This is a genomic window from Pseudomonas viciae, assembly GCF_004786035.1.
Classification (GTDB): domain Bacteria; phylum Pseudomonadota; class Gammaproteobacteria; order Pseudomonadales; family Pseudomonadaceae; genus Aquipseudomonas; species Aquipseudomonas viciae.
The window spans coordinates 6,109,168-6,131,774 of the sequence record NZ_CP035088.1 but is presented as its reverse complement, the minus strand read 5'-3'; the positions used below and the strand labels follow the sequence as shown (position 1 = coordinate 6,131,774).

Below are 22,607 nucleotides of genomic sequence, written 5' to 3'. Positions count from 1 at the left end.
AGTGGGCTACAGCGGTGTGCCGAGCAGCACATTTGTCGGTGAAAACGCGACGTGCACCGCAGAACCGGCAGCCAGGTTTCGCTCATGCAATTGGATCGGATCGGCCAGGGCGCACAGTGTCTGGCCGTTGGGCAGGCCGATACGCACTTCACTGGGACCGTCTGCGGCGGCGGCAACCTGCTCGATCACGCCGCGCAACGTGTTGATTCCCGATTGCTCCGCTGAATCGACCGGGTGCAACTCCAACCAGCCGGCCTTGATCAGGGCCACCACTTCGGTGCCGATCGCCAGCTCCAGGCGTAGCGTGCTGTCATGGGTGATTTGCGCTTCGATGACCAGACCCCGGGCCAGTTCCAGGCGTACCCGGTCGTTGTGGCCCTGGGCCTCGATCCCCAGGACTTTGCCATGCAGTTGATTGCGGGCGCTGGTGCGCAGCATCAGGCGACTGAGCAGGCCCAGATCCCCGGCGTCCTCGCTGGCTTCCAGTAACTGCGCCTGCAACGCTTGCAAGCGCTGATACAGACGCAGCACGCGTTGCCCCTCCTCTGACAGCTTGGCGCCGCCACCGCCCTTGCCGCCGACGCTGCGTTCCACCAACGGCTGGTCGGCGAGGTTGTTCAACTCGTCGATGGCATCCCAGGCCGCCTTGTAGCTCAGGCCAGCGCTTTTGGCGGCACGGGTGATCGAGCCTTGTTCGGCGATGTGCTGCAGCAGCGCGATGCGTTGTGGGCGCCTAACGATGTGTTGGGTCAGAAGCGTAGGCAATGACATGACGGAAACTGCGTGCAAAGGTTGATGGACGGACGTTGGCGCCTCGGGCGCCGCGCGTCAAGCCAGCTCAGCGGGTTTCGGCGTGCGCGCCAGGCAATACACATCGACACGTGCGGCGCCGGCATCGAGCAGCAGGCGGGCCAGCGCCTGGGCGGTGGCGCCAGTGGTAAGCACGTCGTCCACCAGTGCCAGGTGACGGTTGTGCAATAGAGCCTCGGGCGTCACGGCAAAGGCCTGGCGCAGGTTCCGACGCCGGGCCTTGGCATCGAGTGCCTGTTGGGCGGGAGTGTCCTGTGTGCGCCGCAGCAGGTTTTCTTCGCAGGGGATCGCCAACGGTTTGCTGAGCCAGCGGGCGAGCAGCGTCGCTTGATTGAAGCCGCGCTGGCGCAAGCGCCGTGCCGCCAGTGGCACGGGTACCAGCGCATCGGGTCGCTCCAGTCCTTCATCGAAATGATGTTGCAGCGACTGCGCCAACAGCTCACCCATCAACCGGCCAAGAGGCCATTTCGCCTGATGCTTGAAACGGGTGATCAGCGTGTCCACCGGAAAGTCGTAGGCCCAAGGCGCCAGGACCCGTTCGAAGGCCGGCGGCCGCGTGGCGCATTGTCCACAACACAGCCCGGCCATGGGCAGCGGCAGGGCGCAGACGCTGCATTGATCGCCGAGCCAGGGCAGTTCGCTTTCGCACGGTGTACAAATAGGCTGCTGTGTATCGGTGGTTTCGCCACACAGCAGACAGAATTGTTTGTTTTTTAACCAGATGTAAACCGGTCCATCGTATTGTGGTTGACAGCGCATGGCTCTTCCTTAAATATGCCGAACATCCGTGTCGCGCCTGTGGGTATTCCATGTCCCGGGCGCCAGCCAAGCATAATCAAGGAAATGCCCATGAGCGCCAGCACCACTGCCAACCTGCGTCATGACTGGTCTTTGGCCGAAGTCAAAGCACTCTTCGTTCAGCCATTCAATGACCTGTTGTTCCAGGCGCAGACCGTGCACCGCGCGCACTTCGACGCCAATCGCGTCCAGGTTTCCACGCTGCTGTCGATCAAGACCGGCGCGTGCCCGGAAGATTGCAAATATTGTCCGCAGTCCGGCCACTACAACACCGGGCTGGAAAAAGAAAAGTTGCTGGAAGTGCAGAAGGTCCTCGAGGAGGCCGCACGTGCCAAGGCCATCGGTTCAACCCGTTTCTGCATGGGCGCGGCGTGGAAGCACCCGTCGGCCAAGGACATGCCGTACGTGCTGGAGATGGTCAAGGGCGTGAAGGCCATGGGCCTGGAAACCTGCATGACCCTGGGGCGCCTCGACCAGGAACAGACTGCGGCCTTGGCCCAGGCTGGCCTGGACTACTACAACCACAACCTCGACACCTCGCCGGAGTTCTACGGCAGCATCATCACCACCCGTACCTACAGCGAACGTTTGCAAACCTTGGCCTACGTGCGTGATTCGGGGATGAAAATCTGCTCCGGCGGTATCCTGGGCATGGGCGAATCCCTGGACGACCGCGCCAATCTGCTGATCCAACTGGCGAACCTGCCGGAGCATCCGGAGTCGGTGCCGATCAACATGCTGGTGAAAGTCGCTGGCACGCCGCTGGAGAATGCCGAAGACGTCGACCCGTTCGATTTCATCCGCATGCTCGCTGTGGCGCGGATCCTGATGCCCAAGTCCCACGTGCGCCTGTCCGCCGGCCGTGAAGCGATGAACGAGCAGATGCAGGCCCTGGCATTTTTCGCCGGTGCGAACTCGATTTTCTACGGTGACAAACTGCTGACCACCGCCAATCCGCAGGCCGACAAGGATATGCAGCTGTTTGCACGCCTGGGCATCCAGCCCGAAGCCCGTGAGGAGCATGCCGATGAAGTGCACCAGGCGGCGATTGAACAGGCGTTGGTGGAGCAGAAGAGCAGCGAGCAGTTCTACAACGCCGCCCTCTGAGTTAACCCGAAACCAAATGTGGGAGCGGGCTTGCTCGCGAAGGCAGTGTGTCAGGCAAAGTAAGGCTGTCAGACACACCGTCTTCGCGAGCAAGCCCGCTCCCACAGGGGATTTACTTCAGCCCCTTAAATAGCGTCCACCCTGAGGTCTGCATGCCCTTCGATCTCGCCGCACGCCTGGCTGCCCGTCGTGCCGAAAACCTCTATCGCCAGCGCCCGCTGCTCGAAAGCCCGCAGGGCCCGGAAGTGGTGGTGGACGGCCAGCCGTTGCTGGCGTTCTGCAACAACGATTACCTGGGCCTGGCCAATCATCCGCAAGTGATCGAAGCCTGGCGCGCTGGCGCGGCGCGATGGGGCGTTGGTGGCGGTGCTTCCCATTTGGTGATCGGCCACAGCGGTCCACATCACGCCCTGGAAGAAGCCTTGGCCGACTTGACCGGCCGCCCGCGGGCGCTGCTGTTCACCACTGGCTACATGGCCAACCTTGGCGCCGTCACCGCGCTGGTGGGGCAGGGCGATACGGTGCTGGAAGACCGGCTCAATCATGCCTCGCTGCTCGATGCCGGGCTGCTGTCTGGCGCGCGTTTCAACCGTTACCTGCACAATGATGCCCAGAGCCTGGCCAACCGCCTGGAAAAAGCCATGGGCAATACCCTGGTGGTCACCGATGGCGTCTTCAGCATGGATGGCGACATCGCTGACCTGCCGGCCCTGGCCCGTGAAGCCAAGGCCAAGGGGGCTTGGTTGATGGTCGACGATGCCCACGGCTTCGGTCCGTTGGGTGCCAATGGCGGCGGTATCGTCGAGCATTTTGGCCTGAGCCTGGATGACGTGCCGGTGCTGGTGGGCACTTTGGGCAAGGCCTTTGGTACCGCCGGGGCTTTTGTGGCCGGCAGTGAAGAACTGATCGAGAGCCTGATCCAGTTCGCTCGCCCCTACATCTACACCACTAGCCAACCGCCAGCCCTGGCCTGCGCCACCCTCAAGAGTCTTGAGTTGCTGCGCAGCGAGCACTGGCGGCGCGAGCATTTGCAAGTGCTGATCCGCCAGTTCCGCCACGGCGCCGAGCAGATTGGCCTGCAACTGATGGACAGTTTTACGCCGATCCAGCCGATCCTGATCGGCGATGCGGGACGGGCGATGCGCTTGTCGCAAATGCTGCGTGAACGAGGGTTGATGGTCACCGCGATTCGCCCGCCCACCGTGCCGGCCGGCAGCGCTCGTCTGCGTGTGACCCTGACCGCCGCCCACAGCGAAGCCCAGGTGCAACTATTGCTGAATGCACTGGCCGAGTGTTTTGCCCAACTGGGACCGGAGCCAAGCCATGCGTGATCGACTGATACTGCTGCCCGGTTGGGGCTTGGGCGTTTCACCGCTGGAACCGCTGGCGGCGGCGCTGCAAGGCCTTGATGAGCATTTGCGAGTGGAAATCGAGCCGTTGCCGGCACTGACATCAAGTGACCCCGATGAATGGCTCGAAGAGCTGGACGCCTGCGTGCCCCAGGACGCCTGGTTGGGCGGCTGGTCCCTGGGCGGCATGCTGGCTTCGGAGTTGGCGGCGCGTCGGGGCGAGCGCTGCTGTGGCTTGCTGACCCTGGCGAGCAATGTTTCGTTCGTCGCCCATGAGCAATGGCCGAGCGCAATGGCTGGCGAAACCTTCGATGGCTTTCTCGCCGGGTGCGCGGCTGATCCACGCCAAACCCTCAAGCGTTTCAGTTTGCTGTGCGCCCAGGGCTGCAGTGATCCGCGTGGGTTGTCGCGGTTGCTGCTGGCCGGTGCGCCGAGCACTTCGCCCGAGGTCTTGATGGCTGGGCTCGAACTGCTGGCGCAACTGGACACCCGTCAGGCATTGCAGCGTTTTCGTGGCCCGCAACTGCACCTGTTTGCCGGGCTCGATGCCTTGGTGCCGGCTGAGGCGGCGGGTGAGTTGCTGGTATTGCTGCCGGATGTCGAAATCGGTCTGATCGAACAGGCCGGCCACGGATTCCTTCTGGAAGACCCCCACGGTGTGGCGGGGGCGATCCAGGTTTTTTTGCATGAGTCCGGTGATGACTGATTTGTCTCTTCCCCCATTGCCCGGTGCCTTGCCCGACAAGCGCCAGGTAGCCGCCTCGTTTTCCCGGGCGGCGACCAGTTATGACAGCGTCGCTGAGCTGCAGCGCGACGTGGGCCAGCAGTTACTTGAGCGGTTGCCGGCTTCCAACACACCGCAACGCTGGATGGACCTGGGCTGCGGCACCGGTTACTTCACTCGGGCCTTGGGCGCGCGCTTCGGCGAGGCGAACGGTCTGGCGCTGGATATAGCCGAGGGCATGCTCAACCATGCGCGTCCTCAGGGCGGCGCTGCGCATTTTGTCGCCGGTGACGCGGAGCGACTGCCTTTGCAGGCGTCGAGCTGCAACCTGCTGTTCTCCAGCCTGGCGGTGCAGTGGTGTGGGGATTTTGCCGCGGTGTTAAACGAGGCTCAGCGTGTATTGAAGCCGGGTGGGGTGTTTGCCTTTACCAGCCTTTGCGTGGGCACTTTGTACGAATTGCGCGACAGTTGGCGTCAGGTGGATGGCTTGGTGCACGTCAACCGTTTCCGCGCATTCGAGACGTATCAACAGTTGTGCGCGGCCAGCGGGCTGAACGTCGTCAGGCTTGAAAACCGTCCCCATGTGTTGCATTACCCTGATGTGCGCAGTCTGACCCACGAACTGAAAGCCTTGGGCGCCCACAATCTGAATCCAGGCCGGCCCGGTGGGTTGACGGGCAGGGCGAGGATCCAGGCGTTGGTTGAAGCCTACGAACGGTTTCGACAGGCCCAGGGGCTGCCCGCGACCTATCAGGTGGTCTACGCCATTTTGGAGAAACCGCTATGAGCCAGGCCTATTTCATTGCCGGCACTGACACCGACGTGGGCAAGACCACCGTCGCGGCGGGGCTGTTGCACGCCGCACGACAGGCTGGCCTGAGCACCGCCGCGGGCAAGCCCGTGGCCTCCGGGTGTGAGGTAACGCCTAAAGGGCTGCGCAATGCCGATGCCCTGGCGCTGCTGGCCGAATGCTCGGTGCCGCTTGAGTATGCACAGGTCAATCCGCTGGCGTTCGAGCCGGCCATCGCGCCCCACCTGGCCGCCCGGGAGGCCGGTGTGGCGCTGACGGTCCAGTCGTTGTTGGGCCCGATGCGTGAGGTGCTGGCCCTGGAGGCCGATTTCACGCTAATAGAAGGCGCGGGCGGCTGGCGTGTCCCGTTGGCGGATCAGGACAATCTCTCGGACTTGGCCAAGGCGCTGGGCTTGCCAGTGATCCTGGTGGTGGGCGTACGCTTGGGCTGCATCAGCCACGCGCTGCTGACCGCCGAGGCCATTGCCCGGGATGGCCTGCAACTGGCCGGTTGGGTGGCGAATATCATCGACCCCAAGACGTCACGCCTGGAAGAAAACCTCGCCACCCTGGCCGAACGCCTGCCGGCGCCATGCTTGGGACGGGTGCCGAAAATCAAAGGCGTGACGGCTGAAGTCGTGGCTGAGCATCTGCACCTGGACTTGCTGGACTACTAAGGTTTTCACTATGACCAGGCACTATGCCATTAGTGTTTTTGTCGGGCCTTTTCCCAAGGCTTCTGTTTCAATGACCGTTGTCTACCCTTCAAGAAGACGAGCTCTGCCATGGAAATCTCAGGAAATACCGCGTTCTATGCCGGTCTGAGCACTATTCAGACAGGGCAGAACCGTGTCGATCAGGCAGCCGGCCAAATTGCCAACAATACGATTGAGCGTTCGGTTACCAGCCAGTCGTCCGAAGTGCAGGCAGATCGTTTGCGCTCGGTTGATCGCAGCCAGCAGTCGGACGTGGCCAGTAACATGGTCGAGATGGCCCAAGGCAAGTTCCAGGTGCAACTGGGCGTGAATGTTGCCAAGGCATCCGACGAAATGCTCGGTACCTTGATCGATACCTTTGCCTGATCCTGTCTTTCAGATTTGCGAAAACGCCGCGATTATTCGCGGCGTTTTTGTCTCTAACGTCTTCTTACTCAACTAATCTTTTCCTACGCGCGTTGCGGATCCTTCGCTGCGGTGGATTTCTCGTGCCCGACATTTTCTCAAGCTGATGACGAATGGCAAAAGATCGGCGCTTGACAAGATTTGGGCGTAAACGTATGTTTCAAACAACTGTTTGACCGCTACAACAAATCCACGCGGTCGCTCATCCCCGGTTACATCAGCAGAGGTTTATCGCTATGCCTGACTACAAGGCCCCCTTGCGTGATATTCGCTTCGTTCGTGACGAACTGCTCGGTTACGAGGCGCATTATCAGAGCCTTCCGGCTTGCCAGGACGCCACTCCGGATATGGTTGACGCCATTCTCGAAGAAGGCGCCAAGTTTTGTGAGCAGGTGCTGGCTCCGCTGAACCGCGTGGGCGACCTCGAAGGCTGCACCTGGAGCGAGTCCGGCGTGAAAACCCCGACCGGTTTCAAGGAAGCCTACAAGCAATTCGTCGAAGGCGGCTGGCCAAGCCTGGCCCATGACGTAGAGCACGGCGGTCAAGGCCTGCCGGAGTCCCTGGGCCTGGCGGTCAGCGAAATGGTCGGCGAAGCCAACTGGTCGTGGGGCATGTACCCGGGCCTGTCCCATGGTGCGATGAACACCATTTCCGAACACGGCACGCCTGAGCAGCAAGAGGCTTACCTGACCAAGCTGGTTTCCGGCGAATGGACCGGCACCATGTGCCTGACCGAACCGCATTGCGGCACCGACCTGGGCATGTTGCGCACCAAGGCCGAGCCGCAGGCCGACGGTTCCTACAAGGTCAGCGGCACCAAGATCTTCATTTCGGCCGGCGAGCACGACATGGCCGACAACATCGTCCATATCGTTCTGGCACGCCTGCCGGACGCACCGGCCGGCACCAAGGGCATTTCGCTGTTCATCGTTCCAAAGTTCCTGCCTAACGCCGACGGCACTGTCGGTCAGCGCAACGCGGTGAGCTGCGGTTCCCTGGAACACAAGATGGGCATCCACGGCAACGCCACTTGCGTGATGAACTTCGACGCGGCCACCGGTTATCTGATCGGCCCGGCGAACAAAGGCCTGAACTGCATGTTCACCTTCATGAACACCGCACGCCTGGGCACCGCGCTGCAAGGCCTGGCCCACGCCGAGATCGGCTTCCAGGGCGGCTTGAAATACGCCCGTGACCGCCTGCAGATGCGTTCCCTGACCGGCCCGAAAGCGCCGGACAAGGCCGCCGACCCGATCATCGTGCACCCTGACGTGCGTCGTATGTTGCTGACCATGAAGGCCTTCGCTGAAGGTAACCGGGCGATGGTTTACTTCACTGCCAAGCAAGTCGACATCGTCAAGTACGGCGTGGACGAAGAAGAGAAGAAAAAAGCCGACGCGCTGCTGGCGTTCATGACGCCGATCGCCAAGGCGTTCATGACCGAAGTCGGCTTCGAGTCGGCCAACCACGGCGTACAGATCTATGGCGGCCACGGCTTCATCGCCGAGTGGGGCATGGAGCAGAACGTTCGCGACAGCCGTATTTCGATGCTGTACGAAGGCACCACCGGCATCCAGGCCCTCGACCTGCTGGGCCGCAAAGTGCTGATGACCCAGGGCGAAGCGCTCAAGGGCTTCACCAAGATCGTCCACAAGTTCTGCCAAGGCAACGAAGGCAATGAAGCGATCAAAGAGTTCGTAGAACCTCTGGCCGCGCTGAACAAAGAATGGGGCGAGCTGACCATGAAGGTCGGTATGGCGGCCATGAAGGATCGCGAAGAGGTCGGCGCGGCGTCGGTGGACTACCTGATGTACTCCGGTTACGCCTGCCTGGCTTACTTCTGGGCCGACATGGCGCGCCTGGCGGCGGAAAAACTCGCCGCTGGCACCACCGAAGAAGCCTTCTACACTGCCAAGCTGCAGACCGCGCGCTTCTACTTCCAGCGCATCCTGCCGCGTACTCGTACCCACGTGGCAACCATGCTGTCGGGCGCCAACAACCTTATGGACATGAAAGAAGAGGACTTCGCGCTGGGCTACTAAGCCTTACGCGGTTCTTCAAAAAAGCCGCTGCTTCCTTGGGAGCAGCGGCTTTTTCATGCCGCTAGAAGATCCCCTGTGGGAGCGAGCTTGCTCGCTCCCACAGGGGATCAACAGTGATCCTGAAACAATATTCATCCAACCCAACCCTAAGAAAACCGTTCCCTCTGCCGTTACAGCGATGGCAGTGTGACATCTGTCACATCTTGCGTGCCTTACTGCTCTGGTTACAGGCACAATGCCATCTTTGCTCGGCCCGGTCGGAGCTTTACTCTTGCTGCGTTCTTCCGCTGTACGTTTCAGCCATTTCCTACCGTCACTGCTTCTGTTGCTGGCGGGGCTTGCGGCTGCCTACGTCAAGGATCTCAACGTCTTTTTCACCTCGCTATTCAACGTTCTTCCTACGCTGGTGTTGTTGCTGGGAGGCGCGTATTGCGCCGTTTACCGGCGGCAACGTGAACTGTTTCTGATGGTCACGGTGTACATCGCCTACTTCCTGCTGGACACCCAGACCGACTTCTACCGAGATAATGGCAAGGTGCGCGAGGATGCGGCGGTGGTGTTTCACCTCGTCTGCCTGTTGCTGCCGCTGTTGTTCGGGTTGTTTGCGGCGTGGCAGGAGCGCACTCATCTGTTCCAGGACATGGTGGCGCGGTTCGCGGTGTTGCTGGTCTTTGGCAGCGTGGCGCTGGCCCTGGAGCAAAGTTTTCCTCAGGCGTTGCTGTTGTGGCTTTCGGAAATCCGCTGGCCCGCGCTGCACGGCGCCTGGATGAGCCTGATCCAGTTGTCTTACCCGATGTTCGCCGCCGCATTTCTGCTGCTGGCCTGGCAATACTGGCGTCACCCCCGGCCATTGCACGCGGCGCAATTGGTGGGGTTGCTGGGGGTATTCTGGATGTTGCCAAAAACCTTCATCCTGCCGTTCACCCTGAACATCATGTGCAGCCAGGTGATGCTGATGATCGCCGCGGCCGTTGCCCATGAAGCCTATCAAATGGCCTTCCGTGACGAACTCACCGGCCTGCCGGGACGTCGGGCGCTGAATGAACGCATGCAGCGCCTGGGGCGCAATTATGTATTGGCGATGAGCGACGTGGACCACTTCAAGAAATTCAACGACACCCACGGCCACGATGTGGGCGACCAAGTGTTGCGCCTGGTGGCCAGCAAGCTGTCGAAGATCGGTGGTGGCGGTAGGGCGTATCGCTACGGCGGTGAGGAATTTGCCCTGGTGTTCGCAGGCAAGACCATCGATGAGTGCATGCCCCATCTGGAAGTCATCCGCCAGTCCATCGAGACGTACAGCATTCAGCTGCGTAATCCCGACAGTCGTCCCCAGGACGATCAACAAGGCCGCCAGCGTCGCTCCGGGTCTGCTGCATCCAGCGTATCGGTGACCGTCAGCATCGGAGTGGCCGAGCGCCTTGAACAACGCACGCCTGAAGAAGTGCTCAAGTCCGCCGACCAGGCGCTCTATAACGCCAAGGGGGCGGGGCGCAACTGTGTGATTGCCCATGGGCAGAACCGGCGCGGCGCCGTGCGCATGGAAGCCGCCGCAGGTTGAGTGATGACGGCGCATTCAGCGTCTGGACTGTGATTGTGAGCCTCGGTGGCCGGCAGTAGGTTGGGAACGATCTGCTACCGGAGAAAACCACCATGCCCGAGTACAAAGCCCCGCTGCGCGACATGCGCTTTCTGATCGATCACGTCTTCGATTTCCATGGCCGCTATGCCGAGTTGGGAGCCAGCGATGCCAGCCCGGACATGGTCAGCGCGATCCTCGAGGAGGGCGCCAAATTCTGTGAGAACGTGCTGGCGCCGCTCAATCGCTCCGGTGACGAAGAAGGTTGCCATTTCGACAACGGTGTAGTCACCACGCCTACAGGCTTCAAGCAGGCTTTCGCACAATACGTGGAGGGCGGCTGGCACGGTTTGGCGGCGGATCCGGCCTACGGTGGCCAGGGCCTGCCCAGTTCCCTGGGGCTGGTCATCAGTGAAATGGTTGGCTCCAGCAACACCTCCTGGGGCATGTACCCCGGCCTGACTCACGGCGCGATGTCGGCCATTCATGCCCACGGCACCGAAGAGCAGAAACAGACCTATCTGAGCAAACTCACCGCCGGCCAGTGGACCGGCACCATGTGCCTCACCGAAGCCCACTGCGGCACGGACCTGGGCATCATCAAGACCCGCGCCGTGCCCCAGGCCGACGGCAGCTACGCGATCTCCGGCAGCAAGATTTTCATCTCGGCCGGTGAGCACGACATGAGCGATAACATCATCCACCTGGTGCTGGCCAAGCTGCCGGACGCTCCTGCCGGGACCAAAGGTATTTCGCTGTTCATCGTGCCTAAATTCCTACCCGACGGCACAGGTGAAGCAGGCGCGCGCAATGGCGTGTCCTGTGGCTCGATCGAGCACAAGATGGGCATCAAGGCCTCGGCCACCTGCGTGCTGAATTTCGACGGGGCCAAGGGGTTCCTGATCGGTGAGCCGAACAAGGGCCTGAACTGCATGTTCACCATGATGAACCATGCCCGGCTCGGCACCGGCATGCAGGGGCTATGCCTGGGGGAAGCAAGCTTCCAGGGTGCAATCAAATACGCTAACGACCGTTTGCAGATGCGCGCGCTGACTGGCCCCAAGGCGCCGGAAAAAGCCGCCGATCCGATCATCGTCCATCCGGATGTGCGCAGGATGCTGTTGACCATGAAAGCCTTCAACGAAGGCAATCGGGCACTGACGTATTTCACCGCGCAGTTGCTGGATACCGCGCACCTGAGCCAAGACGAGAGCGCCCGCCAGGACGCCGAAGACTTGCTGGCGTTTCTCACCCCGATCTGCAAAGCCTTCATGACCGACACCGGCCTGGAAGTGACCAACCACGGCATGCAGGTGTTCGGCGGCCATGGTTTCATTCGCGAATGGGGCATGGAACAGCTGGTACGAGACTGCCGCATCGCGCCGATCTACGAAGGTACCAACGGTATTCAGGCCCTGGACCTGCTGGGGCGCAAGGTGTTGGGCAGCCAAGGCAAGCTGTTGCGCGGGTTCACCAAAATCGTCCATAAATTCTGTGCTGCCAACGCGGAACATCCGCAGCTCAAGGATTATGTCGCGCAACTTAACGGGCTCAACCAGCAATGGGGCGAACTGACCACCCGGGTCGGCATGGCTGCCATGAAGAATCCGGATGAAGTGGGTGCCGCCTCGGTGGATTACCTGATGTACAGCGGTTACATCATCCTGGCCTACCTGTGGTTGCGCATGGCGTTGGTGGCTCAGGCGCAACTCGACAGCGGTAACGGTGACGGGGATTTCTGCCGGGGCAAACTGGCAACCTGTGAGTTCTACTTCAAGCGTCTGCTACCGCGCACCGCCGCTCATCGGGCCGCTGTCGAGGCGGGGAGCGATTGTCTGATGAAGCTGCCGGCGGAGTTGTTTGCGCTCTGATATGGAGGAGGACAAAGATCGCAGGCTTCGCCAGCTCCTACAGAAGCGCGCATATTCCTGTAGGAGCTGGCGAAGCCTGCGATCTTTTGTGTGTGACTAAAAATAACAAAACAGTCATTGCTTGACCCTATGTGTCGCAAAAGTTGTTGAGGTACACTCCGACCACTGCAAAAACCGTTTTCTTACGAACCAACTGTTTAGATCCTGCGAGGTTTGCCATGGCTGACTACAAAGCGCCCCTGCGCGATATGCGCTTCGTCCTCAATGAAGTGTTCGAGGTCACGAAACTCTGGGCCGAGCTGCCGGCCCTGGCCGAGACCGTCGACGCTGAAACCGTCGAAGCGATTCTTGAGGAAGCCGGCAAAGTCACCAGCAAAAGCATCGCCCCCCTCAGCCGTGCCGCTGATGAAGAAGGTTGCCACTGGGCCGACGGCGCCGTCACCACGCCGGCAGGTTTTCCACAGGCCTACAAGACTTACGCTGAAGGCGGTTGGGTCGGTGTCGGTGGTGATCCGACGTACGGCGGCATGGGCATGCCCAAGGCCGTTTCGGCCCAGGTCGAGGAAATGGTCAACTCCGCCAGCCTGTCCTTCGGTCTGTACCCGATGTTGACCGCCGGCGCTTGCCTGTCGATCAACGCTCACGCCAGCGAAGAACTGAAAGCGGCGTACCTGCCGAACATGTACGCCGGCGTCTGGGCCGGCTCCATGTGCCTGACCGAGCCGCATGCCGGTACGGACCTGGGGATCATTCGCACCAAGGCCGAGCCCCAGGCCGACGGTTCCTACAAGGTCAGTGGCACCAAGATCTTCATCACCGGTGGCGAACACGACCTTACCGAGAACATCATTCACCTCGTATTGGCGAAACTGCCGGATGCACCGGCTGGTCCGAAAGGCATTTCGTTGTTTCTGGTGCCCAAGTTCATGGTCAATGCCGACGGCAGCCTGGGCGCGCGCAACCCGGCCAATTGCGGCTCGATTGAGCACAAGATGGGTATCCAGGCGTCCGCTACCTGCGTGATGAACTTCGACGAAGCCGTGGGTTACCTGGTCGGCGAGCCGAACAAAGGCCTGGCGGCAATGTTCACCATGATGAACTACGAGCGTCTGGGCGTCGGTATCCAAGGCCTGGCCACCGGTGAGCGTTCCTACCAGAACGCCATCGAATACGCCCGTGACCGCCTGCAAAGCCGTTCGCCAACCGGCGCGCAGAACAAGGACAAGGTTGCCGACCCAATCATCGTCCACCCGGACGTACGCCGGATGTTGCTGACCATGAAAGCCTCGAACGAGGGCGGCCGGGCCTTTTCCACCTACGTGGCGATGCAACTGGACACCGCCAAGTTCAGCGAAGACCCGACCACCCGCAAGCGCGCCGAAGATCTGGTGGCACTGCTGACCCCGGTGGCGAAGGCCTTCCTGACCGACCTGGGCCTGGAAACCACCGTTCATGGCCAGCAGATTTTCGGCGGCCACGGATACATTCGCGAATGGGGCCAGGAGCAACTGGTGCGTGATGTGCGCATCACCCAGATCTACGAAGGCACCAATGGCATCCAGGCGCTGGACCTGGTGGGGCGCAAGATCGTTGGCAGCGGCGGTGCGTTCTACAAACTGTTCGCCGATGAAATCCGCCATTTCACCGCGACCGCAAGCAGCGACCTGACGGAGTTCACCAAGCCGCTGAACGATGCGGTCGGTACGTTGGATGAGCTCACTGAGTGGCTGCTGGATCGGGCGAAGAACAACCCGAACGAAATTGGTGCGGCGTCGGTGGAGTACCTCCAGGCGTTTGGTTACACCGCTTACGCCTACATGTGGGCGCTGATGGCCAAGGCGGCCTTGGGTAAAGAAAAGCAGGATGATTTCTACGCGAGCAAACTGGGCACGGCACGGTTCTACTTTGCCCGCCTGCTGCCGCGCATTCACTCCCTGAGTGCTTCGGTGAAGGCGGGCAGTGAGTCGCTGTTCCTGTTGGAGCCCGGACAGTTCTAAAAAGCTGACACTGTGTAAGCAAACGCTTACACAATGTGCTGGCGTTTTCCCTCTATCGGCAGATTGGATCCAGGGCTAATCTACTTCACATGGACGTCGCGCAGGATGCGCAAAGCAACAACACGGACACGTAGGATTCTGCCAGGAAGGCGGAGTGAAATGGATGTCAGGGAAACAGTCTGCAAAGCCCCGCTTCGGCGGGGTTTTCTTTTGCCTGCGTTTTTTGTCGTGAGTGGATTTGGCCGTTCGGCCGCCTATCCTGATTGTTTTTCACTGAACCCTGATGAGCGGTCGTGGGTCAATGAGCTATATGGCAATGTAGCCATCGCCAATCAGGAGTCATCCATGGATATCATTCGAATCATCATCGCCATTCTGCTGCCGCCGTTGGGTGTGTTCCTGCAAGTCGGTTTTGGCGGGGCTTTCTGGCTGAATATCCTGCTGACCCTGCTGGGGTACATCCCGGGCATCGTGCATGCGGTGTACATCATCGCCAAGCGCTGAGGGCCTGGTGCAAGATCAGTTGAATGATCAAAACCCGGTGGGAGCGAGCAAGCTCGCTCCCACCGTTTTTGCGGCTTCTACAGATCGCTATCCATCACCCTGCGATAAAACAACCACTCATGCTCCAGCGCATGCGCCTGGTTCGCAGCCTTGCGAAAGCCGTGGCGCTCATCCGGGTAATAGTGCGCTTGGACCGCCACCCCGTTGTCCTCTAAAGCGGCGACCATATCGCGAGTCTGCTGCGGGACGACCACGGCATCCAGTTCGCCCTGGAAAAAGATCACCGGTGCGCGGATTTGATCGGCATGCAGCAGCGGCGTACGGGCACGGTAGCGTTCGGCATCGTGTTGCGGGTCGCCGATCAGCCAGTCCAGATAATCCGCTTCGAATTTGTGCGTCGAGCGGCTCAGGGCGACAGGGTCGCTGACGCCGTAGAGGCTGGCGCCGGCGCGGAACACGTTCTGGAACGCCAGGACGCACAGGGTGGTATAGCCACCGGCACTGCCGCCACGAATGAAGGCACTGCGGCCATCGATCAGGCCTTGTTCATCCAGGTACGCAACCACCGCGCAGGCGTCTTCGACATCCACCACACCCCAGTTCAAATGCAGTGCTTGCCGATAGGCCCGGCCATAGCCGCTGCTGCCACGGTAGTTGAGGTCGGCGACGGCAAAGCCGCGCTGGGTCCAGTACTGGATACGCGGATCAAACAAGGGATAGCAGGCCGAGGTGGGGCCGCCGTGAATGAACACCACTAGCGGCGGTTTCTGCCCAGCATTCATGGCTGGATAGAAAAAGCCATGGGCTTGACCTGAAACAGAGGGGTAGCGCAGGGTTCGGGGACGGCTGATCTGTTCGACGGGCAGCGGCGCAACACCACCGGCCAGCACCATCACTTCACGACTTTGCCGTTCAATCGCAATCACCGCCGACGGCCTGGTCGGCGAGGCGGCGATTGCGTAAATGAACTGCTCATCCAGTGCCAGGCTACGAAAACGGCTGTAGGTACCGGTGAAATCCTCATCAGCATCGTCACGGCGGCACAGGCCCAGGCGCCCGAAACCCGTTTCAGTCCAGCTCGCCAGGTACGTGCGCTCGTCCAACGGCAGCCAGGTGCAGCCCCCCAGTTGCCATGGCGCCGGGGCGTGATCGGCTGCGGCGGCGGGCAGTGGTTCCAGGCCCCGGACCGACTCAACCCAAGGCTGCCAATAACCACCGCGATCAGTCAGGCAATAAAGGCGATCGGCGTCATCGAAGCGCGGCTGTTGGATGGACTCCTCTTCAGCGTTGCCCGCCACACAGCGCGGCTCACCCCACCCCGACGCTTGGCGCTCGGCCAGCATCAGCCGTGTTGCGGTCCATGGTTGGTGCGGCCGGCTCCACTCAATCCAGGCGAGCCGCTGGCCATTGGGGCTCACGGTCGGCGAAGCATAAAAGTCTGCGCCTTCAGCCAGCAGATGCCGTTGATGGTCTGCCAGTCCGATCGACACCAGGCGATGCTGATTGGCCTGTTCCTCCACCGCCAACACCTGGCCGGAGGCGAAATTGAGATCACCATAGCGACAATCACCCGAAGTCAGCGCCACGGGCCGCTCATCGGCCAACGACTGGTGATACACCTGCTGGTCGCTCTCATTGACGAACAGCACACCGTCAGCGCTCAGGCAGAACGATCCGCCGCCGTACTCGTAGACCCGGCTGCGGGCGCTGAACCCATCCGGGGTCAGACAACGGGCCTTCGCATCCTGCCAATGCCAGATCCGGCAGGCGCCGTCTTCGGGACGGTATTCATTCCAGAACAAGCCGAGGGGCCCGACCTGCAGTTCGGCGAAGTCGGTACCGGCTGCAACGGCCTGGGTGGCGCTGAAAGGCTCAGCTTTTGGCGATGAGGCGTGAGTTTCGTTCATTGCGAAAGGCCAGTTGCTCAATGGTTTGCGTCGCGTGCTCGGCGTCTTCACGCGCCTTGAGAATCACACCGTGATGTTCGGACTTGCTGCACACCGGGTCGGCATTGCTGGCGTCTCCCGTGAGCATGAACGCCTGGCAGCGACAGCCGCCGAAGTCCTTTTCTTTTTCATCGCAGGAGCGGCATGGCTCGGGCATCCAGTCATAGCCGCGAAAGCGGTTGAAGCCAAACGAGTCGTACCAGATGTGCTGCATGCTGTGGTCGCGCACATTGGGAAATTGCACCGGCAACTGACGGGCGCCGTGACAGGGCAGCGCGGTGCCGTCCGGCGTGACGGTGAGGAAAATGCTCCCCCAACCGTTCATGCAGCCCTTGGGGCGTTCTTCATAGTAGTCCGGCGTGACAAAGATCAGCTTGCACGGATTGCCGGCGGCTTCCAGCTTGGCGCGGTATTCGTTGGTGACACGCTCGGCGCGGACCAGTTGTTCCTTGGTCGGCAGCAGACCCACTCGATTGAGTTGCGCCCAGCCGTAAAACTGGCAGGTGGCAAGTTCGACGAAATCCGCCTCAAGGGCGATGCACAACTCGATGATGCGGTCGATCTTGTCGATGTTGTGCCGATGGGTGACGAAGTTCAGCACCATCGGATAGCCGTGGGCTTTGACCGCCCGGGCCATTTCCAGCTTTTGCGCGAAGGCTTTCTTCGAGCCGGCCAAGAGGTTGTTCACCTGCTCGTCGCTGGCCTGGAAGCTGATCTGGATATGATCCAGGCCAGCCTTTTTGAAGTCGCTGATTTTCTGTTCGGTCAAGCCGATGCCGGAGGTGATCAGGTTGGTATAGAAACCCAACTTGCGCGCCTCGCCAATCAGTTCGGCCAGGTCCTGGCGCACCAGCGGCTCACCGCCGGAAAAGCCCAATTGCGCGGCGCCCATTTCCCGGGCTTCGCGAAACACCTTGATCCACTGCTCGGTGCTCAGCTCCTTGCCTTGCTCGGCAAAATCCAACGGGTTGGAGCAATACGGGCATTGCAGCGGGCACCGATAGGTCAGCTCCGCCAGCAGCCACAGCGGCAAGCCGACTTCAGGCTTGGGCGGCAGCCCGGTGGGCTCAGACAAGTTCGATCCAGTGCTGTGCACGGGCGACCTCCATGAATTGCTCGATGTCGTCACCGAGTTCCGGCACGTCGGGAAACTGCTTCGCCAACTCGTCGACGATGGCCGCGACATCCCGTTCGCCGTCGATCAGGCCGCCGATCAGCGACGCGCTGTCGTTGAGCTTGATCATGCCTTCAGGATAGAGCAGCACATGGCCCTTCTGTGCCGGTTCGTACTGGAAGCGATAGCCGGGGCGCCAGCGCGGGGTCTTGCTGCGGTCGAAACTCATAAGGTGATCCCTTTGTGCCACACCCGTTGCCCGGTCACGCTGTGATAGGGCGGACGGTTCAATTCGTAGGCCATGCTCATGGCGTCGAGCATGCTCCAGAGGATGTCCAGTTTGAACTGGAGAATTTCCAGCATGCGCTCCTGGCCTTGCCGTGTCGTGTAGTGCTGCAAGGTGATGGCCAAGCCGTGTTCCACGTCGCGCCGTGCTTGACCAAGACGCGTACGGAAATACTCGTAGCCGGTCGGGTCGATCCAAGGGTAATGCTGTGGCCAGCTGTCCAGGCGCGACTGGTGGATCTGCGGGGCGAACAGCTCGGTCAGCGAGCTGCTGGCGGCTTCCTGCCAACTGGCCCGGCGGGCAAAGTTGACGTAGGCATCCACCGCAAAACGAACCCCTGGCAGCACCAATTCCTGGGAGCGCAGTTGATCGGGATCCAGGCCCACCGCCTGGCCCAGCCGCAGCCAGGCTTCGATACCGCCGTCCTCGCCGGGAGCACCGTCATGGTCGAGCAGGCGCTGGATCCACTCACGGCGGATCGCCCGATCCGGGCAGTTGGCCAGGATCGCGGCATCCTTGAGCGGGATGTTCACCTGATAGTAAAAGCGGTTCGCGACCCAACCCTGAATCTGTTCGCGAGTGGCGCGGCCTTCATACATCGCCACGTGATAGGGGTGATGGATGTGGTAATACGCGCCCTTGGCGCGCAGGGCGGCTTCGAACTCGGTGGGGGACAGGGGGGTGTCAGTCATTTAGGTTCTCCGGGAAATGCCCGTGGGGTCTGTGGTGTCAGGGCAGGCCCCATCGCGAGCAAGCTCGCTCCCACACTGTTTTTACTGTGAGTCAGATATCCAGACTCGAACTATTGCGGGAGCGAGCTTGCTCGCGATGAGGCCAGGACAGCCAGATCAGTCCTGGCTGACACACCGCAAGTTCACCCCCACAATCGTTCCGCCCTTGCTACAACTCAATACTCATTCCGTCGTAAGACACTTCAATCTTTCGGCGTACCAGTTCAGCCCGTTCGGGCGAGTCTTCGTCGAGAATCGGGTTGGTGTTGTTGATATGAATAAGGATCTTGCGCGGCAAGGGCAACTGCTCCAGCACTTCGATCATCCCGCCGGGACCGTTCTGTGCCAGGTGGCCCATTTCCCGACCGGTGCGCGTGCCGACGCCACGGCGCTGCATTTCATCGTCGTCCCACATCGTGCCGTCCACCAACAGGCAATCGCTGTCGGCCATGATCTCCAGCAACGCCCCATCAACCTGGCCCAGGCCAGGGGCGTAGAACAGTTTACCGCCGGTGCGCAGGTCTTCGACGATCAGGCCGATGTTGTCGCCCGGATGCGGATCGAAGCGGTGCGGTGAATAGGGTGGGGCGGCGCTGCGCAATGGCAACGGGGTGAAACGCAGGTTCGGGCAGGCCGGGATGGTGAAACTCTGGTCGAGCTCGATGCGGTTCCAGCTCAGCCCGCCGTTCCAATGGGTCAGCATGTTGAACAGCGGGAAACCGGTGCTCAGGTCTTCATGGACCATGTCGGTGCACCAGACTTGGTGGGGGCAACCCTCACGCAAGCTGAGCAGGCCGGTGGTGTGGTCGATCTGGCTGTCCATCAGGATGATGGCGCCAATGCCGGTGTCGCGCAGGGCTCGGCCAGGCTGCATCGGGGCGAAGCCCTGGAGTTGGGCACGAATGTCCGGAGAAGCGTTGCACAAGACCCAGTTCACGCCGTCATCGGAAATGGCGATGGACGATTGGGTGCGCGCCTCGGCCCGCAGGCTGCCGTTGCGAAAACCTGCGCAATTGGCGCAGTTGCAGTTCCACTGTGGGAAACCGCCGCCGGCGGCGGAACCTAGAATCTGGACAAACATGGCCGCTCCCTCTGCAAACCGTAATAAAAAACGCCCCGGTTGACCGAGGCGTTGTGCTGCATGTTTAAGTGCCTGCAGCAATCAACGGCTGGCGAAGTACATGGTGACTTCGAAACCGATACGCAGGTCGATATATGCGGGTTTGGACCAGGACATGGAAATACTCCTTTGGTTGGGGTGGAACGGTTGAGATCTATACATATAGTCCACCTCCGTTCGGAGATGTTCAGATGCTTAGGCGGCTATGTTACTAAATCTGACCTGTTCGTTCGCCGCGATTCTCAAAGAAAGCTCATTGCAGCGGCTGCAATGATCACCCTGCCGCTTGCCAGGGCGATCCCGGGCAGGCCTCGTTGGCCAGGCAATACTGGCCACCTTCAGCATCGATCAAACGCCGTGCGGCATCCAACAGTTGCTCGCGCTCCACAAGCACGATGGCCTCGGATAGTTGCTCAAGATAATCCGACGGGCGGCCAGCCAGCTTACCGTGCCAGAGCAGTTCGGCTGCTTGGGCGCAGGGCAGGGCGCTGCTTTGGAGTTGGGCAGCAAGGGTCTGCTGCTGAGCGATCAAGGACGAATCATCAATTTGCTGGATTCGCTGAGGCAGGCCGCTCAGGAACTGTTCAATGTGGGTGATCAGCCCCGCCGCCGAGGTGCTGGGTGATTGGGCGCCAAACAACACACCGGTCAGCCCATCGATCTGCCTCGATCCGCTGAATACCGCATAGCCCAACTGCAGCTCGACCCGCAGACGCTGATAAAACGGTGCCTGGCAGAGTTGCGCCAGCAGCCGCCAGGCGGCTTCGTCGGGCAAGGACTGGGTGGGTGTGGGGCAAAACAACAGCACGGCCTGTTCATCGCCGTGGGTCTGAAGCGTGCGCCAGAGGCGCTGCCCGGAAGGCGGCGTCGGCTCGGTTTCCTGGCTGGCGATGCCGGGTACCCGGGCCAGTGCCGGGCCCATAGCGGCCTGGGTGGCCGGCGAGAGGCCGGTCGCCAGGCCGTCCCACCGAGCTGTCGTCCACAGGCTGTCGGGCAGTGGCAACGCCGAAGGCTGCAAGTGTTGCTGACGATAATTCGGCAATTCCTTCAACAGGTATCGAATCGGCGTCAATGGGGCTTCGTTCCTGGCCTGGACCGTTGGCAGCGGTTGGCCCAGCTTCGTCAGGATGTGCTCGAGCACCAGCGGCATCGGTGCCTGCAAGCCGACCAGCCTCAGCAGCCATTGATGATTGCCGGAGGGCTCGAAAGTGACGTCTACGCCGGCCTGACGCGCCTCTTCACGCAGATCCTGCAGATGCCGGTCGAGCCTGGGTTGAAGGTCGAGCGGTGCTGGCGCCGCCAACCGCCAGCGCAGGTATACCGCGCCTTGCGGGGTGGTGTCTGCCAGCGCCTGGCTAAATTGCATCGGCGAGCGCTCCCGCCGGCCTCGGGAGCGGTCTTGGGCGAAGGTTCGTAAACCGCGGTGGGCGCTGGTCTGGCCGCGTATCAACCCGGCGCGGGGTGGTTCGCTTGGCGTTTGCAGGAACGGGTTGGGCGCGGGCAGTTGCCATTTCCCGGTGACGTTATCCACAGGGTGCAATTGCTTGAGGATTTCCCTGAGTCTTGCCAGATCGTTTTCCGACAAGGGACCGTCGCGTTTCTCACTGTCCCAACGAGCCAGTTGCAGCGCTGTTCCTATTTCATGTCGACGGTGCAGCAGCGCGCAGAATTCTCCGCGTAATGGCGCCCAGTCATCCTGGGCTGCAAAGAACCCCAACCAATCGCGCAGCAATGACTGGATCTCGTCCGACGCTTTAGCGTTGTCGAGCTTGAATTCGATGTGCAGCAGCGCTTGTCCGGCAAACTCGTACAGTGGCGTGGCCTTGAGGCTGTCCGCCAGGCCGCGCTGGCACAACGTGGCGAGCAGGCCCCCCGGCTTGCTGGAGTTCAGCCACGCACAGAGAAAGTCCAAGGCTTGGGGCGAGGCGGCGGGTAAGTCTTCAAAGGTGAACAGCAAATCGAGACCGCTTTCATTGGCCTGTTGATAACTGCTCTGGGACGATTCCATCAGCTTCACAGGTAAATGCCTGACAGCCGCGTTGCCCACTGGCACGTGATCGCCGAACTGCTCGGCCAGTGCTTTCAACGCGTCGACGCTCTGCGGGCCGGCGAGGCTCAGGGTCATTTGACCGCTCTGATAAAATCTTCGATAGAAACCCTGCAGTGCCGCTTGGAACTCAGGCTGCGTGACCGCGAGGCTGTCGCGATTGCCGGCATGAAAGCCCCGTAGCGGATGTGTCGCTGACAGTCCGTCATGCAAGGCAACTTGGCGTTGGGCTGCCACGTCTTGGGACCAGGCGACGTACTCTGCGTGCAGCACTTCCCGTTCCCGCAACTGGTCAGCTTCATCCAGGCGTGGATGAGTGAGCATGTCCCAGAGCCGCTCCAACCCGCCGACGAAAGCCTCGGGTGGCAATTCGAAAAAGAAATCCGTGGTGCGTTCGCTGGTGCGCGCATTGATCTGGCCGCCGTGCCGCTGTACGTAGGCCATCAGATTCTCGCCTGTGGGAAAGCGTTCGCTACCGAGGAAGAACAGATGCTCGAGAAAGTGCGCCAATCCCGGCCAGGCCAGAGGCACATCATGGCTGCCGGCCGCCACCCGCAGCACTGCTGCGCTGCGCTTGAGGCCAGGGACATGACGCACTGTCACCCGCAAGCCGTTGGCCAGGGTTTCAGTATGAGGGCGGAGGGAATCGGGGGCCGGCATGAGCGCTTCCA

The 22,607-nt window shown here is 61.1% G+C and carries 20 protein-coding genes; 11 read left to right on the top strand and 9 right to left on the bottom strand.

The window, feature by feature from the left end; translation table 11 throughout:
- Positions 1-6: 6 nt before the first annotated feature.
- Both EPZ47_RS27320 and EPZ47_RS27315 read right to left on the bottom strand, forming a co-directional pair.
- Positions 7-771 (bottom strand): TOBE domain-containing protein, encoded by a 765-nt coding sequence (locus EPZ47_RS27320; protein WP_135847499.1) that lies wholly within the window; start codon positions 769-771, stop codon positions 7-9.
- Positions 772-828: 57 nt separating this feature from the next.
- Positions 829-1,569 (bottom strand): ComF family protein, encoded by a 741-nt coding sequence (locus tag EPZ47_RS27315; RefSeq protein WP_135847498.1) that lies wholly within the window; start codon positions 1,567-1,569, stop codon positions 829-831.
- Between the two features lie 90 nt (positions 1,570-1,659).
- Here EPZ47_RS27315 and bioB point away from each other — a divergent pair, with 90 nt between their 5' ends.
- From bioB to EPZ47_RS27260, 11 genes are all read left to right on the top strand, one after another.
- Entirely contained in the window at positions 1,660-2,715 is a 1,056-nt protein-coding gene (gene bioB / locus EPZ47_RS27310; protein ID WP_135847497.1) for a biotin synthase BioB, read from the top strand.
- A gap of 152 nt (positions 2,716-2,867) precedes the next feature.
- On the top strand, positions 2,868-4,046 hold the full coding sequence (gene bioF, locus EPZ47_RS27305) for an 8-amino-7-oxononanoate synthase (protein ID WP_135847496.1): 1,179 nt from the start codon (positions 2,868-2,870) through the stop codon (positions 4,044-4,046).
- The gene (locus EPZ47_RS27300; protein ID WP_135847495.1) at positions 4,039-4,770 is read left to right on the top strand and encodes an alpha/beta fold hydrolase; all 732 of its coding nucleotides are present in this window, start codon (positions 4,039-4,041) and stop codon (positions 4,768-4,770) included. Before bioF ends, EPZ47_RS27300 begins: the two co-directional genes overlap by 8 nt.
- On the top strand, positions 4,763-5,575 hold the full coding sequence (gene bioC / locus EPZ47_RS27295; protein WP_135847494.1) for a malonyl-ACP O-methyltransferase BioC: 813 nt from the start codon (positions 4,763-4,765) through the stop codon (positions 5,573-5,575). The genes EPZ47_RS27300 and bioC overlap by 8 nt, the downstream gene beginning before the upstream one ends.
- Positions 5,572-6,255 carry a dethiobiotin synthase gene (bioD, locus tag EPZ47_RS27290; RefSeq protein WP_135847493.1) on the top strand — a complete coding sequence of 228 codons (684 nt, stop codon included), beginning with the start codon at positions 5,572-5,574 and terminating at the stop codon, positions 6,253-6,255. The genes bioC and bioD overlap by 4 nt, the downstream gene beginning before the upstream one ends.
- Before the next feature lie 108 nt (positions 6,256-6,363).
- The gene (locus tag EPZ47_RS27285) at positions 6,364-6,660 is read left to right on the top strand and encodes a pyrroloquinoline quinone biosynthesis protein PqqE (protein WP_135847492.1); all 297 of its coding nucleotides are present in this window, start codon (positions 6,364-6,366) and stop codon (positions 6,658-6,660) included.
- A 275-nt stretch (positions 6,661-6,935) separates the two neighbouring features.
- A complete protein-coding gene (locus tag EPZ47_RS27280; RefSeq protein WP_135847491.1) occupies positions 6,936-8,741 on the top strand; it encodes a phenylacyl-CoA dehydrogenase in 1,806 nt (601 codons plus the stop codon).
- Between the two features lie 271 nt (positions 8,742-9,012).
- Positions 9,013-10,302, top strand: a complete 1,290-nt coding sequence (locus EPZ47_RS27275; protein ID WP_135847490.1) for a GGDEF domain-containing protein — start codon at positions 9,013-9,015, stop codon at positions 10,300-10,302.
- A 92-nt stretch (positions 10,303-10,394) separates the two neighbouring features.
- Positions 10,395-12,191 (top strand): acyl-CoA dehydrogenase C-terminal domain-containing protein, encoded by a 1,797-nt coding sequence (locus EPZ47_RS27270; RefSeq protein ID WP_135847489.1) that lies wholly within the window; start codon positions 10,395-10,397, stop codon positions 12,189-12,191.
- Between the two features lie 218 nt (positions 12,192-12,409).
- Positions 12,410-14,188, top strand: coding sequence for an acyl-CoA dehydrogenase C-terminal domain-containing protein (locus EPZ47_RS27265; RefSeq protein WP_135847488.1), 1,779 nt, complete (start codon positions 12,410-12,412; stop codon positions 14,186-14,188).
- A gap of 345 nt (positions 14,189-14,533) precedes the next feature.
- A complete protein-coding gene (locus EPZ47_RS27260; RefSeq protein WP_038436734.1) occupies positions 14,534-14,692 on the top strand; it encodes a YqaE/Pmp3 family membrane protein in 159 nt (52 codons plus the stop codon).
- A gap of 77 nt (positions 14,693-14,769) precedes the next feature.
- Here the strand turns inward: EPZ47_RS27260 and EPZ47_RS27255 are convergent, their stop codons facing one another.
- From EPZ47_RS27255 to pqqF, 7 genes are all read right to left on the bottom strand, one after another.
- Positions 14,770-16,599, bottom strand: coding sequence for an alpha/beta hydrolase family protein (locus EPZ47_RS27255; RefSeq protein WP_135847487.1), 1,830 nt, complete (start codon positions 16,597-16,599; stop codon positions 14,770-14,772).
- Positions 16,565-17,734 (bottom strand): pyrroloquinoline quinone biosynthesis protein PqqE, encoded by a 1,170-nt coding sequence (gene pqqE, locus EPZ47_RS27250; protein WP_135847486.1) that lies wholly within the window; start codon positions 17,732-17,734, stop codon positions 16,565-16,567. Before pqqE ends, EPZ47_RS27255 begins: the two co-directional genes overlap by 35 nt.
- Positions 17,706-17,981, bottom strand: coding sequence for a pyrroloquinoline quinone biosynthesis peptide chaperone PqqD (pqqD, locus tag EPZ47_RS27245; RefSeq protein WP_135847485.1), 276 nt, complete (start codon positions 17,979-17,981; stop codon positions 17,706-17,708). Before pqqD ends, pqqE begins: the two co-directional genes overlap by 29 nt.
- Positions 17,978-18,730: a pyrroloquinoline-quinone synthase PqqC gene (pqqC, locus tag EPZ47_RS27240; protein ID WP_135847484.1), complete on the bottom strand. Its 753-nt coding sequence runs from the start codon at positions 18,728-18,730 to the stop codon at positions 17,978-17,980. Before pqqC ends, pqqD begins: the two co-directional genes overlap by 4 nt.
- A 208-nt stretch (positions 18,731-18,938) precedes the next feature.
- Positions 18,939-19,850, bottom strand: coding sequence for a pyrroloquinoline quinone biosynthesis protein PqqB (gene pqqB / locus EPZ47_RS27235; RefSeq protein ID WP_135847483.1), 912 nt, complete (start codon positions 19,848-19,850; stop codon positions 18,939-18,941).
- Between the two features lie 81 nt (positions 19,851-19,931).
- The gene (pqqA, locus tag EPZ47_RS27230) at positions 19,932-20,006 is read right to left on the bottom strand and encodes a pyrroloquinoline quinone precursor peptide PqqA (RefSeq protein WP_003177660.1); all 75 of its coding nucleotides are present in this window, start codon (positions 20,004-20,006) and stop codon (positions 19,932-19,934) included.
- 157 nt (positions 20,007-20,163) lie between these two features.
- Positions 20,164-22,596, bottom strand: coding sequence for a pyrroloquinoline quinone biosynthesis protein PqqF (gene pqqF, locus EPZ47_RS27225; RefSeq protein ID WP_135847482.1), 2,433 nt, complete (start codon positions 22,594-22,596; stop codon positions 20,164-20,166).
- Positions 22,597-22,607 lie beyond the last annotated feature (11 nt).

Bases quoted from the DNA above. Each gene is read 5' to 3' on its own strand.
- EPZ47_RS27320 (WP_135847499.1), bottom strand. From the start codon at position 771: ATGTCATTGCCTACGCTTCTGACCCAACACATCGTTAGGCGCCCACAA.
- EPZ47_RS27315 (WP_135847498.1), bottom strand. From the start codon at position 1,569: ATGCGCTGTCAACCACAATACGATGGACCGGTTTACATCTGGTTAAAA.
- bioB (WP_135847497.1), top strand. From the start codon at position 1,660: ATGAGCGCCAGCACCACTGCCAACCTGCGTCATGACTGGTCTTTGGCC.
- bioF (WP_135847496.1), top strand. From the start codon at position 2,868: ATGCCCTTCGATCTCGCCGCACGCCTGGCTGCCCGTCGTGCCGAAAAC.
- EPZ47_RS27300 (WP_135847495.1), top strand. From the start codon at position 4,039: ATGCGTGATCGACTGATACTGCTGCCCGGTTGGGGCTTGGGCGTTTCA.
- bioC (WP_135847494.1), top strand. From the start codon at position 4,763: ATGACTGATTTGTCTCTTCCCCCATTGCCCGGTGCCTTGCCCGACAAG.
- bioD (WP_135847493.1), top strand. From the start codon at position 5,572: ATGAGCCAGGCCTATTTCATTGCCGGCACTGACACCGACGTGGGCAAG.
- EPZ47_RS27285 (WP_135847492.1), top strand. From the start codon at position 6,364: ATGGAAATCTCAGGAAATACCGCGTTCTATGCCGGTCTGAGCACTATT.
- EPZ47_RS27280 (WP_135847491.1), top strand. From the start codon at position 6,936: ATGCCTGACTACAAGGCCCCCTTGCGTGATATTCGCTTCGTTCGTGAC.
- EPZ47_RS27270 (WP_135847489.1), top strand. From the start codon at position 10,395: ATGCCCGAGTACAAAGCCCCGCTGCGCGACATGCGCTTTCTGATCGAT.
- EPZ47_RS27265 (WP_135847488.1), top strand. From the start codon at position 12,410: ATGGCTGACTACAAAGCGCCCCTGCGCGATATGCGCTTCGTCCTCAAT.
- EPZ47_RS27260 (WP_038436734.1), top strand. From the start codon at position 14,534: ATGGATATCATTCGAATCATCATCGCCATTCTGCTGCCGCCGTTGGGT.
- EPZ47_RS27255 (WP_135847487.1), bottom strand. From the start codon at position 16,599: ATGAACGAAACTCACGCCTCATCGCCAAAAGCTGAGCCTTTCAGCGCC.
- pqqD (WP_135847485.1), bottom strand. From the start codon at position 17,981: ATGAGTTTCGACCGCAGCAAGACCCCGCGCTGGCGCCCCGGCTATCGC.
- pqqC (WP_135847484.1), bottom strand. From the start codon at position 18,730: ATGACTGACACCCCCCTGTCCCCCACCGAGTTCGAAGCCGCCCTGCGC.
- pqqB (WP_135847483.1), bottom strand. From the start codon at position 19,850: ATGTTTGTCCAGATTCTAGGTTCCGCCGCCGGCGGCGGTTTCCCACAG.
- pqqF (WP_135847482.1), bottom strand. From the start codon at position 22,596: ATGCCGGCCCCCGATTCCCTCCGCCCTCATACTGAAACCCTGGCCAAC.